Below are 13,644 nucleotides of genomic sequence, written 5' to 3'. Positions count from 1 at the left end.
AAACTACAAAACTCCACGGGAACTATTCACTAGTTTCTGTGGAGTTTAGAAATGTACTTTTCTGGTACTGATATATTTCGTATTTATTTTTGGACAAGTGGCTAACTTGTTCTTGTAATTTTCGGTTATTTCTTGATTCATGAATTCAATTATTTTTAATCTCGATTCATAATCTAAATAGTCCTTATCATTAAGAACATACTTATTAACCCAATAATCCATCAAAGGACGATACGGTTCCATCAAATCATCAACTAGATTAAAACTATTGAACTCATTACGATGAAAAATACCTAACATCGTCACTAATCCATTACCAACTACTATTCTAGCCATACAAGATCTGACTATGGCATATCCAAAATTCATTGCTGAGTTTATAACATTATCGTCGCCACGAGTGAAATCATTACCATAAAGCGAATCAAAATAGACTTTGGCCACATGTCCTTCTCGATTAGTTGAATCTCCGCTTTTTAATTCATTTACTAGAGATTCCATTAAATCTAGACGTTCTTCAGAAACACCATAATATCTGGCATAAGCAATTTGATTAGTAATCTTTTGGCCAACAACTTCTTTCCAAAGCTCTCCTTTTTGTTCATCACTCCAAGATGCTTGTTTGATAACTCTTTTTGAATAGTGATGATATTGGCCATAGGGTAGATAGATACCAACGGGTAAATACTTATCATCACAAATTACTAATCCAATATTATTTTGGCTTAAACTTGATAGTAATTTAGTTGTAATCGTTGTGCGATTTCCTTCCAAAACAACCATTGTAATATCAGACAGAGGGATATAAACTTTGTCTTCTTTTTTTCTGACTTCTAAATTGTCCAGGCGCAACCTTAAGATATCTCCTTCTTTAATATGAACTATTCGCCATGCCATTAATTCACCTCCAATTTTCGAAAAAAAAACCACCTATTTAAAATAGGTGGTAAATTCGGAATAAATCCTTATTTTTGTAGATCCTTAAAGATTTAGAAACGATAAAACTAAAACTTTAAGCGAATGAACGTTCAAACATATAAGGCGTCCCTTACATATAGAATAATATCACATGTGAAACATTAATCAAGTATATTTTTAGGACTATCTGTCTCTTTTTTTATATAGAATGGATTGCCTAATATATCAGTGTTTGCTTTCCATATTTTACAATTTTTGGGAACTAACCTTTTTAATAGTCGTCCTTTAGTATGACCATATATTGGATAAATCGTTTCTCCATTATCAAATCTACTTATAGGTTTTAATTCCACATATCCTTTCTGTGAATCCATTGTACGGGACCAGAACAATAATTCCACTGACTCATCAGTTTCCGTATTTTGAACTTTAATCCTATCTTTTCTGTACAAACTAAACATAAACTCTGAATCATCAGCAACTTTTTCTCTTTGCTTTATTTCTAAGTACTTCCCCTTCTTTATGCCATATCCTTCTTGACTATTGAATTTCAAATCTGAATATTTAATACCCATGATTTCATATTCACCAGTTTCATGGTTGAGATAAACATCAGTTCTCCAAGGTTTTAAAGACTGTAAAATTACATGTTTGTTATTAGCATTCTTAGGCGTGATATCAATATGAGAACCCAATTTCTTATCCAAATACTTGAGTTGTTTAATTACAGGACCATTGCCTTTCTTGGAGTACTTTTGAACCATCCCGTGATCACGACGATAAAGTTCAAACGGACTGATTGCAACTGACTTAACTTTCCCATTATTTTGAACTTGATCGATTTTATCAGGATATTGTTCCAATATCTTTTCAAGACGTTCAAAACTTCTAGGGTCATATTTAGCTAATAAGAATTTAGTTTTGTCTTTTTTATAAACTTTATCAAAGGCTTTGTAGCCATCGGTCGAATAAATATCCTTTACTTTTGCCACAATATATTCTGATGGCTTTTTATCCTTTGCAAGTTGGCCTGAACGTGTGGAGTAAATTGTGGCATCACTAACTTTACGGTTCGTCTTCTTATCAACTTGATGTGAGAATTTAATTCGATCATCTGCATTCATTATTTCAGAAACAAAACCATTGTATGGTTGCTCATACAGATTCTTATCAAATTCCTTATCGTCTAAAATTTCTCCAGTTTCAATATCAATGGACTCTTCATTGACCTTAACTGGGAAAATACTGCCTGATTTTTTCCAAATATTTAAGAATGGCGTTGAAGCGATGATTGAAGCATCAATTGCATGATGATGGAAGGTATCTCTAGTTTTATCAATATGCCAGTGTTTTCTCATATTAGATGTGAATTTTCCACGAATAACTGTGACTTTGGTATCTCCATCTTTTTCTTTGAAAAATTCTTGTAAGCTATTCAAAACTACTCGAGATGAATATCTAGTATCAACTAAGTTTCTCGAAATAAATCTCTTTCTGGTTTCAATATCGCTGACATTTTCAGAGAACAAATAGTTTTGACGTTTATTTTTACCGAATTTTTTATTTTTCAAAATAATGGTTTTGAAAGTGTCAAAGTTTAATCCATGACCCTCATTCATAAATTCAAATGGCGTTTTTTGTGCCTTAATTTGATTCATGGATGCAAAACAAAGCGTCTTATTGTTCAAACTATCATCAAATGAAATCGATTGTGGAATAATATGGTCAATTTCAAACTTATCAGGATTTTCAATCAAATCGATTGCATGAATCGGTTGGTTATTATATGGATCAATTTTATCTTGTTGATACCAGAGTCTAATTTCTGTTTGTAATTTTCGACTCTTACTCAAAGCAATTTTAACAGTCTTTTCATTACCAATTGAAGCAACGAATTCTTGATAGGCTTGATCTTTTTTATTCTTATTTTCTTTTTGAAAGGCTTCGATGTTATCTTTTTCTTCTTTAAGATTTTTATCTCGAGGCATTTCTACAACTAAATAGTCGATATGACCATACTTTTTCAAAACAGCATTAACAATTTTCAAGGCTTCACGAACTGACTTGGCAGCAACCGGATTAAAAATATCTTGCATTATTTCTCTATATGGCAAATATTTGTCATCTTTAAATCGTTTGGTATCTTTTTTGACTAGCCCTAGTTCATTCAACAATGTCATTTGTTCAATTGGACGTTCTATCATCTCTGGAATCAAACGATTCATTGTCTTAACAGAAAAACGATGCCACTTATTATTCGTTTTGATTTCAAAACTATCTTTATGATTGATTATTGTCTGAATCAAATCAGCATCTAAGAAATCAAAATCAGGAGCTAATTGATTATTGAGTTGCTTTCTGATTTCACCGTTTTCGGTATTTAATGTCAAGATAAAACTTAATCGATTAAGAAAATCGACTGGCCAATCACTAATATCAATCCCTTGGTTCAAGAAATCTTTATGCACTTTTCGGTAGATTTTCATCGAGCTGATTTCTGGCTTATCTTTGGAATCAGTTCTAAATCCCTTAATATCTTCCTTTTCGCAACCAGTTATTTTTTTAATCAAAGGAATCATGCTGACAGTTTTAACGCTAGTCTTCAACTCAGAAATTATTTTTTCTTTATCTTCTTTGGTTAATTTTTCATCTTCATAATTCAAGATTCTTAAATTATTTAAGTCATTTAAAACATTAAATAATTGAGCGGTGTATGAAGCAGCTGAAGCTCTCAATTCTTCTGGATAAATTTTATCGTGTCCAATTAGTTCTTCAAATAAATTATTTAGCGTTCTGCCATCTTTTTTGTAAATTCCATAATCGGTTCTTGCTTTGGGACTTCCCGGACCGACAAAATAATCTCTTTTTCTAGTTAAAATTTCACAATAATCTTTTTCAAATTGATCAGTCAAAATTTCTGGATAAAATTCACGCTGTTTTTGAATAATCTGTTTGGCTTCTTTTTCGTAAGCTTTGTTGGGAAAAACATTCAATAACACCTTTTGTTGCTCCACGTCATTGCCAACAACGACTTTACCACGAACGGCACCCAATTTATTCAATCTATCCAATTGAATTTGTGCAGGAGTTTGAGACTTCAATTCTTGATTATTTATTCTTAAACTGGCTGAATAATCAGTTCCTGAACTATCGCCTTCAACGTCAGCATCTTTCAAGTCATAACTGATTCCTCGACGTTTAACTAGATGATACAGACTTTGCGCTAACTCTTTTTTAGTTAACTGTTGCATTAAGCCCTTAACTCTTAATTCATAAGGATTTAAATTATCATTAAATTCTTCAAAATAATCATTTTTGTTAAAATTAGGCATTAAACCAAATCGTTCAAATAACTTAGCTGTATCTTCACGACGTTGCTTATTCCGATTCAAAAGTCTTCTCGAACCTCGCATGTCACGACGTGTTTGATTCTCTTCAGCAATTTTAGAATTGAACAGTCTTGAGCCTAATTCAAGTACTTTCCCCTTATCGATATCCAAAACACTAAATCCGACCGATGCAACACCAATATCTAATCCTAAACTAATTCTATCTGTCATTTTTATATCCCCGCTTCAATATCAATACAAATTAAATAAATCACTAACTAAAATATATCATATTGATTTCTAATTCGGAGCCTTTTTATAGACATTTTGTACTTAATTCAATATTTTTCCAGCCAAATAAAAACCTCAAAAACCAGTTTCAAAACTGATTCTTGAGGCTTTTCTAATTTATTCTAGTTTTTAAACGAGTGAATAGGTGAAGGAATTCTTCCACCACGGTGAATAAAATCAGCTGGACTATTAGTATTAACTGCCATAACGGGAGCTTTTCCAAAGAGTCCTCCAAATTCAACTTCATCCCCAACGCTCTTGCCAGTAGCGGGAATGATTCTAACAGCAGTCGTCTTATTATTGATGACACCAATTGAAGCTTCATCAGCAATCATCCCACTGATTGTTTCCGCAGTCGTATCGCCAGGAATGGCAATCATATCTAAACCAACTGAACAAACAGCAGTCATTGCTTCAAGTTTTTCAATATTCAAATTACCAGCACTGACAGCACGGATCATTTCATTATCTTCTGAAATAGGAATAAAGGCACCTGATAAACCACCAACGTGTTCACAAGCCATGACGCCACCCTTTTTAACAGCATCGTTCAATAATGCCAAAGCAGCAGTAGTTCCTGGAGCACCAACGCTTTCTAAGCCAATCTCTTCCAAGATTTCAGCAACAGAGTCCCCTTCGTTAGGAGTAGGCGCTAGCGACAAGTCAACAATGCCAAAAGGAACGCCGAGAGCTTTTGAAGCAATGTTTCCAACGAATTGACCCATTCTAGTTACCTTAAAAGTCGTCTTCTTGATAGTTTCAGAAACAACATCGATTGGTTGTCCTTTGACATGTTCCAAAGCTGTTTTGACCACGCCAGGGCCACTGATACCAACGTTAATTACGCAGTCGGCCTCTCCAACGCCATGAAACGCCCCCGCCATAAAGGGATTGTCCTCAACCGCATTGGCGAAAACAACTAAGCTCATACAATTAACCGGATCATCTTTGGCCAAATCTTTGATAACTGTTCCCATTTGTTTAACCGCATCAAGATTTATCCCTGAGCGAGTTGAACCAACGTTGACCGAACTACAGACTCTACTGGTTTGAGCTAAAGCTTCTGGAATAGATGCAATCAATTTAGTGTCGCCAGTTTGATAGCCCTTTTGAACTAATGCTGAAAAGCCACCAATCAAGTCAACTCCAATATCTTGAGCTGCCTTATCCATCGTCTTAGCATAAGCGACATAATCTTTATCATCTGAAGCCGCCGCAATCATTGAAATTGGCGTCACTGAAATTCGTTTATTGACGATGGGAATACCGTATTCAGTTTCAATCTTATTAGCTACCTTAACTAAGTCTTTTGCCTTAGTCGTCAATTTATCATAAATTTTTTGACGAGCCTTTTTACCATCGCTATCGATACAATCAAATAAGGAAATCCCCATTGTAATTGTCCTAATATCTAGTTTTTCTTTAGAAATCATATCAATTGTTTCTAAAATCGAATTAGTTTCCATGGGACCCTCCTAAAGTTTTTGAATTGCATCAAAAATTTCTTGGCGTTGAATACGAATATCCAAACCAGTTTCTTTGCTTAAATCTTTTAAATTACTTTGAACCGTATCAAAGTTAGTGGCATCATCTAATGTCACCATCATCATCATGGTAAAATTCTCATGCATTAAAGTTTGCGAAATATCAATAATATTAACATTAAGTTCTGCTAATTTATTAGAAACCTTCGCTACGATACCTACATGGTCATGACCTAATACTGTCAGAATTGCCTTCATAGTGATCCCTCGTTTTCATAAAGTTTGTAATAATCATAAACGAAGTTTTAATCTCAAACAAGGCAAATTAAAAAGAGATTAAGAATTATCTCATAATCTCTTCGTATAATTATTCTTATTCCATATCAAAATCTAAACTAGGATCAGCATTCAAGTCTAAATCAGCAAAATCTTGTTTGTCATATTGGATTTGCGCCATTGCACCGATCATCGCCGCGTTATCGCCACAAAGTCTTAATGGTGGGAAAATCAATTCCAAATCCAAATTGCGTTTCTTGATTTCTGCAGCCAAACGTTTGCGCAATCCTTGGTTAGCTGAAACGCCCCCGCCAACAACTAACTGCTTAACTGGATGTTGTTTCAAAGCTCTAAAGGTCTTGTTACTCAAGATATCGAGTACTGCGCCTTGAAAACTAGCAGCTAAATCATTTTTATCCAACTCTTCATGCACTTGATCAGCATGGTGAACAGTATTAATGAAGGCACTCTTCAAACCACTGAAACTGAAGTCGAGGTTATCTTCTTGCACCATTGCTCTTGGGAAGTTAAATGTATCCTTACCAACTGCAGCCATTTGGTCAACTTGTTTTCCAGCTGGATAATTGATTCCCAACACGCGACCGATTTTGTCATAAGCTTCTCCAACAGCGTCATCACGTGTATCGCCAAGCGTACGGAATTCTCCAGGTGCTGTTACTAAGACTAACTCAGTGTGTCCACCTGAAACCAACAACGACATGAATGGATATTGTAAATCGGCCACAAAATTAGCTGAATAAATGTGTCCAGCTAAATGGTTAACTTTAATCAAAGGCAAATCATGAGCAAAAGCAATTGTCTTTGCAGCCATGATGCCAATCAATAATGAACCAACTAAGCCAGGACCGTAAGTTACTGCTACAGCATCAAGGTCTGCATACGTAACTTTAGCTTCGTCTAAAGCTAAATTGATACATTTTGTGATTTCTTCAACGTGGTGACGACTGGCAACTTCGGGTACGACGCCGCCAAATCGTTGGTGACTCTTTATTTGTGTAGCAATGATGTTAGATAATATTTCATTGCCATTTTTAATAATAGCTACTGATGTTTCATCGCAGCTACTTTCAAATGACATTATTAGTGTATCCTTTTTCACAATTTTCTCCTTACAAATCAACCATCATTTCTAATGCGTCGTGATGATTTCTGAAATAATACTTTTTATGTACTGTTTTTACTTTAAATCCAAAAGCTTCATACAACGCAAGTGCCGGCTTGTTGGTCACATCAACTTCTAGAGACATTTTTTTAAATTTACGGTCTCGACAATATTTAAAGGCTTGATTCATCAATAAATGGCCGATTCCCATTTTTTGATAATCGACGTGCACAGCTAAATTGGTTACATGCGACTCAACTTTGTCACTGAGGGCAATGCCAATAAAAGCAATGACATCCTCCCCATCAACGAGTGATAGGTATAAGGCTTTTTTATTGCCAATTTCCATTTCGACGATATCCATTGGCCATGGTACTGGTATCGGATAGATTGTTTCTTGAATCTTCATATACTCGATAGCGTCTTTAGGAAGGGCTTTTCTTAAATCAAATTTTTGGTCTTCTACTGTAACTACTTGCTCTTCAAAATCAAATTTCGGAGTTTTGCTGGAAAAGAAGCTCCTAAACTTCTTCAACATAAGAAACATTGCCATCGTCCTTATGCCCTTTAGCATACCAATCGTGTTCGGCTTGCGCTAAACGTAAGTAAGTTGGTATAAAGTCATCCACATTTTCAACTGGTTTAGTTGTTTGGGCTAACTTAGCTAATTTAGCGGCATCTGGCAATGAATTTTCACTATTTAAAATTTTGGCATTAGGAAATTGATTTTGAATTAATTCTTGTAACCTAGGTGTAGCGTTAATAAATTCTAAGTCTGATTGATTATATTTTTGCAAGGAATCCAACAGGTCAGCCATTGATGTGTGACGATCCTCACTGATATTTTCTAATTTTTGATTCTTTACTTGGTAAACGCCAGCAAAGGCATTGTCATTTCTAGCATCCATCAATGGTACGAGAATATGGCTTTCTTCCCCATTAGCAGCCAGAACTTCTAAACTAGAAACTCCTACTAAAGGCTTATCCAAAGTATCAGCTAAAGTCTTAGCCACTGTCACAGCCAATCTGACGCCAGTATAAGAACCAGGTCCTTTAGCAACAGCAATCAAATCAATATCTTTTATCGTTAAATTAGATTCTTGTAAAGTTTTTTTAATATCTGGCAAAATTGTAATACTATGAGTCTTTTTTTCAGTCGACTCAATATGTGCCAAGGTCTTACCATCCACTACAACAGCAACGGATAGCGGCTTGTTAGATGTATCAAAAGCTAATATTTTCATATTTATCCCTCATTCTTAATAAAACCTATTCTAACACAGAAATTTTAGTCAAAAAAAAAATCGACCTACAAGCCGATTTTCTTAAATTTCGAATTATCAATCCATTTGAGCACGATGTATAAAAGACCAGTTTGATAAATCAAGCTGAAAGCCTCTTTTACAAGTCTTGGAACCAACAAAGCTATGTACGGTACATTAGTCATCATGTGAATCCACAAGGTATTTAAACCCGTATTAACAATTAAAGTAATCAGGAAAACTGTTACAAAAGCTCTCCAAAGCGTAACTTTATGGTTGTATAACATGAATCCATAGATAACTCCGGCAACTAAAGCTGAGAATGTGAATCCCCAGAAAAATCCGCCAGCTGATGGCAAAACTGTATTACTGATGATATCAGCCAATACGTTGGCAATAGCTGCCTTAAATGGTCCAAAATAATAACCTAACAATCCAATAGCGATAAAGCTGAAACCTACCTTGAGGGTATTGCTACCTATTGATAATTTCGATAACACCATTTGTAATGCTATCAACAACGCCATCCAAGTGATTTCTTGAACGCTAATTACGGTACTTCTACTACTGTTCATAATCGACATCTCCTAAACGGAGCTGCCACCAGATATAGGCAAAAAGAGACATATATAAAGTGGCGAATGCGGAAACAAGATCGCGAGAAAACTCTTTGTCCGACGTTCACATTCCGTTCCATCGGCACTTGACGCCTTGAATCCTACCCCAAATATTTTTTAGTACCTGTATATAGTATCACTTTTCTTTCAGTAAACAAGTAGTTTTGCTGTAAATTATTTATTTTCCCATGTGAATTCAGCTATAACGTTCAGTACTTCACCACTCTTAATCCAATGAATAGATTTATTGTTCGTATTATCTACTTTAGCAAATGCGACTGGCTTACTATTGATATTCAATTCTTTTTCATATTTAATATCCATCGTCTTGATATGATGAGTAGCAATGAAATCAAGATTTAAGGTGTCAATCATCCAATCAAAATAATATGAATTATTAACATGTTTATTAACATCAATATTGTAATAACCGATGTGTTGAGCTTGCTCGAAGTCATAATCCTTAGGTTCTCTCAAACGAGCAAAACGTTGAATTTTGTTGACTTCTTCTGCACCAAATTTATTATCCAATCTATCGGTGGCACTGACAATCTTACGCTCTTTGAGATCAATCAAAACAAAAGCACTGTTAGCAGTAACTATCTTATTGCCAGCTTCATCTTCAACCCAAAAATCACGATAGAAAAAGTACTTATTATAAGTCGTTGCTTGCGTAGTGATTTTTAACTTCTGACCTAACTTTGGCATTTGCTTAATGTCCATATGGTATTGGACAACAACCCAGCCTAAGCCATTATTTTGCACCATTTCGGTACTGTCAGCATCAGCTTGGTGCAGTTGTTTTTCTGAGGTCAAAAGCAATAAGTCAATCAAGGCTGACATCCGAATGTCACCAGTTAAATTGGCAAAATAATAAGGTACTTCTTGTTCTAATGAAAATGTTTCTCTTTCTGCCACTATTCTTCTTCTCCAATTCCGTGATAAAGGTTATAAACATCTTGTTTCTTTAAGCCGTTGTGATTGGCGACTTCTTTAATGGCCTTATTGGGCTTTTTTCCTTGGTCAACTAATTTATCCACTGCTGTAATCAATTCATCGTTTGATTGAACTTTTGTGGCAACTTCTTCTGGTTTACCAGCAATTATCAAAACATATTCGCCTTTGGGATCATTTTCTTGATAATACTGTGCAACCTGTTTCAGACTTCCACGTAAGAAAGCTTCATGAATTTTCGTCAATTCTCGAGCTAAAGTAATCTGACGATTTTCTCCAAAATTATCGATTAAATCCTGAACTGTTTTTTTAACTCGATAAGGCGATTCATAAACAATCGTTGTTTCTTTTCTCTTAGCCAAATCATAGAGAGCTTCAGTTCTTTCCTTACCCTTACGTGGTAAAAATCCATAGAAATAAAATGGCTGCGGTGCAATTCCTGAGGCAATTAAAGCTGTGACTGATGCAGTGGCTCCTGGTAATGGGACTACTGGAATATCTTCTTTAATAGCAGCTTTGACCAATTCCTTACCTGGGTCACTGATCGAAGGTGCGCCTGCATCGCTGACCTGGGCAATTTTTACACCATCATTCATTTTTTCAATTAATTCTGGAATACGCTGTGCAGTATTATGTTCATGAAAACTTATTAATTCTGTTGGTATTTCAAAATGATTCAATAAATTCTTAGTATTACGGGTGTCTTCAGCAGCAACTAAATCCACTGCTTTTAACGTGTCGACAGCTCGAAAAGTCATGTCTTCTAAATTGCCAATTGGCGTTGGCACTAAAAAAAGGCAGCCCTTCGAATTATCAACAAAACTCCTTTGTTCCTTCATTCAAATAGCTCCCCTTATCTAATAGCTTTTTTTCTCTTACCTTTGCCGTTGCTTCCATATAATACATTCATACAAAAGATGCATTCTTCTTTATTCTTTCTATGAGTACCATAGAATTGTTGGCAAACGTGAAATCCTTTGCGATACAAATTCTCAAGATTCAAACGTGAATCCGAAAGCGTGTTGCCTTTAAAATCTTTATCCTCATAACCAATTTTTTCTAAATGCTTACGAAGATTATGATTCTCCATCTTTAACTCTTCTTTTTCTTCCAAACTTCTGGATAACTCTTCTTTAAGCAAAGAAACTTTCTTACTAATATCATTTAGTTGACTTGTGAGTGTTTCAAATTCATCATATAAATCCTTCTCTGCCATAATTTCACCTACTAATCCACAAATTTTAATGACAAATCTTCTAAAATAGCTTGAAACGATACATTACTTTTCCACATTTGTTCGGCTGTGAATAACTCATCGGACATTTTTACCAGCCGTTTGATACTCTTATTTGACAAGATATCCACCGACGTCAATGTTGATTTTTTCAAATTGTACCTAATTGATAATATATCACTAAAAATTTGATTCAACATATCGAATACTAAATGTTGGTGATCCTTATTCTCGATTAAAGGCATGATATCAGTCTGTACATCAATAAAGCAATTTATTTTTTGTTTGTTAGCTTCACCTAACCAATTTGAGATAGCTGTCACCAAACTTTGGTATTTTTCACTCGAAAAATTTTCCAAATATTTGATATCAGTCACTTTTAGAGCTTTTTGTGCCTGCTCTTTTTTAAACCCTTGCGCAACCAAACTGTTGATTTCATCTTCATTGCTTTGATTGGACAAATGAAAAATTTGCACACGCGATTGAATCGTCGGCAACAATTGTTTAGCTGAACTGGCTAAGAGGATAATCATCAAATTGCCTTCAGGTTCTTCAATCGTCTTTAACAGATTATTGCTGGCAGCATTAGTCATCTTTTGAGCTTCATCGATGATTAGGATTCTGCGTTTTCCTTGAGTCGCTGTCATACTAGCTTCTTTTTTAAAAAACTTAATATCGTCGACACCAATGCTCTGTTTTTCAGTTTGGACCTCTAAAACATCGGGATTATCGCCCAAAGCAATCGTCTGACATTTTTGACAAGTTTGATCAGGTGCTCCATCGACCAAATTATCGCAAAATTGACTTTGAGCAAGCCAAATAGCCATCTGCTGTCTTATTTTTGATGAAGCACTATCAAACAAATAAGCATGCGATAACATCTTTGAAGAAATTATTTTTTTAAACTCAGTCACGACTTTGGGCTGCTCTTCTAATAAATTCTCCATTTTTAAAATCTCACAAATTTATCCACAGGTACGATGAAACAAGTTGCTCCACCAACCTGAACCTCAATTGGTTCACCCATGCTAGAAGCTGCTTCCGGCATAAGAAATGTTGGCGTAACGTATTGTGATCTTGTGTGACAAGTTTTCTTGATGATTTCTAAGGCATCATCGACTTTTTCATCATCGACACCAATCAAGAAAGTACAGTTACCGGCCTTAAGAAAACCACCAGTTGAAGGTAGCTGCGTAGCTCTAAATCCATCTTTAACAAGCTGGGTTTGTAATTGTTGACTGTCCTTATCTTGAATTATGGCTACAATTAATTTCATGGTTATTCTCCTTCGTTAAATATCTCTGGAAATCTCTTTAAAATAGCTTCTAATGCGTCAGCTACCACTTTTTCTGGTACCTGGTCAGCATCGATCGTAACGATTCGTTCTGGATTATTTTTGACTATTTCCAAATAAGACGCGTGAACTCGCTTGTGAAAATCCAGTTTTTCCTTTTCCAAACGATCCATCTGACCCTCATGGTCTTTTCTAATTCTTGATAATCCCACTTCCGGCGAAATATCAAAGTAAATCGTCAAGTCTGGCAAATGTCCGTCGATGGCAAAATCGTTGATTTTAGAAACAGCTTCAGTACCAATCTCACGACCACCGCCTTGATAGGCAATCGAGCTATCGACAAAACGGTCGCTGAGCATGATTTTACCGGCTTCAAGGGTTGGCAAAATAACATCGATTAAATGCTGACGTCTAGACGCTGCATACAAAAGTGCTTCTGTTCTTGGATCCATTTCTTCATCATGAATATCCAAAATTATTTTACGAATCTTTTCGGAAATGGAACTGCCACCTGGTTCTCGTGAAAGTACGATTTCTTTGTTCGTCTTTTCTTGTAAAAGTGGCATTAATTTCTTGAGAGCTGTTGTTTTACCGGCTCCATCTGGTCCTTCAAATGATATAAATATTCCTGACATATAATTAATTCTCCTAATGGTTACTACTATTTTACTTGAAATCAAGAATAAATGAAACTTTCTAAAGCAATCACTGTTTCAAAAAAGGACTATGACTGATAATTATGGCTGTACGATAAATAAAGTTGATAGGTATTTTGCCATCAACTTTATTTTTGTATACCATTTATTAGTAATAACCATTTAAGAACACCAAAAAAGGACACCATTCATGCCCTTTAGATGTT

14 protein-coding genes and 1 riboswitch are annotated in these 13,644 nt (G+C 35.2%); all 14 genes read right to left on the bottom strand.

Features of this window, described 5'->3' with window-relative positions; all coding sequences use genetic code 11:
• Positions 1-45 precede the first annotated feature (45 nt).
• The 14 genes from cas1 to tmk all read right to left on the bottom strand — a co-directional run bounded on the left by cas1 (position 46) and on the right by tmk (position 13,417).
• Positions 46-897: a type II CRISPR-associated endonuclease Cas1 gene (gene cas1, locus FHL05_RS11520; protein WP_153522762.1), complete on the bottom strand. Its 852-nt coding sequence runs from the start codon at positions 895-897 to the stop codon at positions 46-48.
• A gap of 182 nt (positions 898-1,079) precedes the next feature.
• Positions 1,080-4,478 (bottom strand): type II CRISPR RNA-guided endonuclease Cas9, encoded by a 3,399-nt coding sequence (gene cas9 / locus FHL05_RS11515; protein WP_153385167.1) that lies wholly within the window; start codon positions 4,476-4,478, stop codon positions 1,080-1,082.
• A gap of 182 nt (positions 4,479-4,660) precedes the next feature.
• Positions 4,661-6,004: a PFL family protein gene (locus FHL05_RS11510; protein ID WP_153385166.1), complete on the bottom strand. Its 1,344-nt coding sequence runs from the start codon at positions 6,002-6,004 to the stop codon at positions 4,661-4,663.
• A 9-nt stretch (positions 6,005-6,013) separates the two neighbouring features.
• Positions 6,014-6,280, bottom strand: a complete 267-nt coding sequence (locus FHL05_RS11505; RefSeq protein WP_153385165.1) for an ACT domain-containing protein — start codon at positions 6,278-6,280, stop codon at positions 6,014-6,016.
• Positions 6,281-6,395: 115 nt separating this feature from the next.
• Positions 6,396-7,418, bottom strand: a complete 1,023-nt coding sequence (tsaD, locus tag FHL05_RS11500; RefSeq protein WP_337692530.1) for a tRNA (adenosine(37)-N6)-threonylcarbamoyltransferase complex transferase subunit TsaD — start codon at positions 7,416-7,418, stop codon at positions 6,396-6,398.
• Between the two features lie 10 nt (positions 7,419-7,428).
• Entirely contained in the window at positions 7,429-7,974 is a 546-nt protein-coding gene (rimI, locus tag FHL05_RS11495; protein WP_238333964.1) for a ribosomal protein S18-alanine N-acetyltransferase, read from the bottom strand.
• A complete protein-coding gene (tsaB, locus tag FHL05_RS11490) occupies positions 7,943-8,665 on the bottom strand; it encodes a tRNA (adenosine(37)-N6)-threonylcarbamoyltransferase complex dimerization subunit type 1 TsaB (RefSeq protein ID WP_153522760.1) in 723 nt (240 codons plus the stop codon). The genes rimI and tsaB overlap by 32 nt, the downstream gene beginning before the upstream one ends.
• A 65-nt stretch (positions 8,666-8,730) precedes the next feature.
• Entirely contained in the window at positions 8,731-9,258 is a 528-nt protein-coding gene (locus FHL05_RS11485) for a folate family ECF transporter S component (RefSeq protein ID WP_153385163.1), read from the bottom strand.
• Positions 9,259-9,316: 58 nt separating this feature from the next.
• Positions 9,317-9,411: riboswitch (THF riboswitch) on the bottom strand.
• 63 nt (positions 9,412-9,474) lie between these two features.
• The gene (locus FHL05_RS11480) at positions 9,475-10,218 is read right to left on the bottom strand and encodes an acyl-ACP thioesterase domain-containing protein (RefSeq protein WP_162000300.1); all 744 of its coding nucleotides are present in this window, start codon (positions 10,216-10,218) and stop codon (positions 9,475-9,477) included.
• A complete protein-coding gene (gene rsmI / locus FHL05_RS11475; RefSeq protein ID WP_153385162.1) occupies positions 10,218-11,093 on the bottom strand; it encodes a 16S rRNA (cytidine(1402)-2'-O)-methyltransferase in 876 nt (291 codons plus the stop codon). The genes FHL05_RS11480 and rsmI overlap by 1 nt, the downstream gene beginning before the upstream one ends.
• 14 nt (positions 11,094-11,107) lie before the next feature.
• The gene (locus tag FHL05_RS11470) at positions 11,108-11,470 is read right to left on the bottom strand and encodes an initiation control protein YabA (RefSeq protein ID WP_153385161.1); all 363 of its coding nucleotides are present in this window, start codon (positions 11,468-11,470) and stop codon (positions 11,108-11,110) included.
• Between the two features lie 11 nt (positions 11,471-11,481).
• The gene (locus FHL05_RS11465) at positions 11,482-12,435 is read right to left on the bottom strand and encodes a DNA polymerase III subunit delta' (RefSeq protein WP_153522758.1); all 954 of its coding nucleotides are present in this window, start codon (positions 12,433-12,435) and stop codon (positions 11,482-11,484) included.
• Positions 12,436-12,437: 2 nt separating this feature from the next.
• Positions 12,438-12,764, bottom strand: a complete 327-nt coding sequence (locus tag FHL05_RS11460; protein ID WP_153385159.1) for a cyclic-di-AMP receptor — start codon at positions 12,762-12,764, stop codon at positions 12,438-12,440.
• A 2-nt stretch (positions 12,765-12,766) separates the two neighbouring features.
• Positions 12,767-13,417, bottom strand: a complete 651-nt coding sequence (gene tmk, locus FHL05_RS11455) for a dTMP kinase (RefSeq protein ID WP_153385158.1) — start codon at positions 13,415-13,417, stop codon at positions 12,767-12,769.
• Positions 13,418-13,644: the final 227 nt, after the last annotated feature.

It is taken from the genome of Companilactobacillus halodurans, from assembly GCF_009600995.1.
GTDB classification, from domain to species: domain Bacteria; phylum Bacillota; class Bacilli; order Lactobacillales; family Lactobacillaceae; genus Companilactobacillus; species Companilactobacillus halodurans.
Note: the sequence above shows the minus strand (reverse complement) of the source record. Positions and strands in the feature narration are given on the sequence as shown.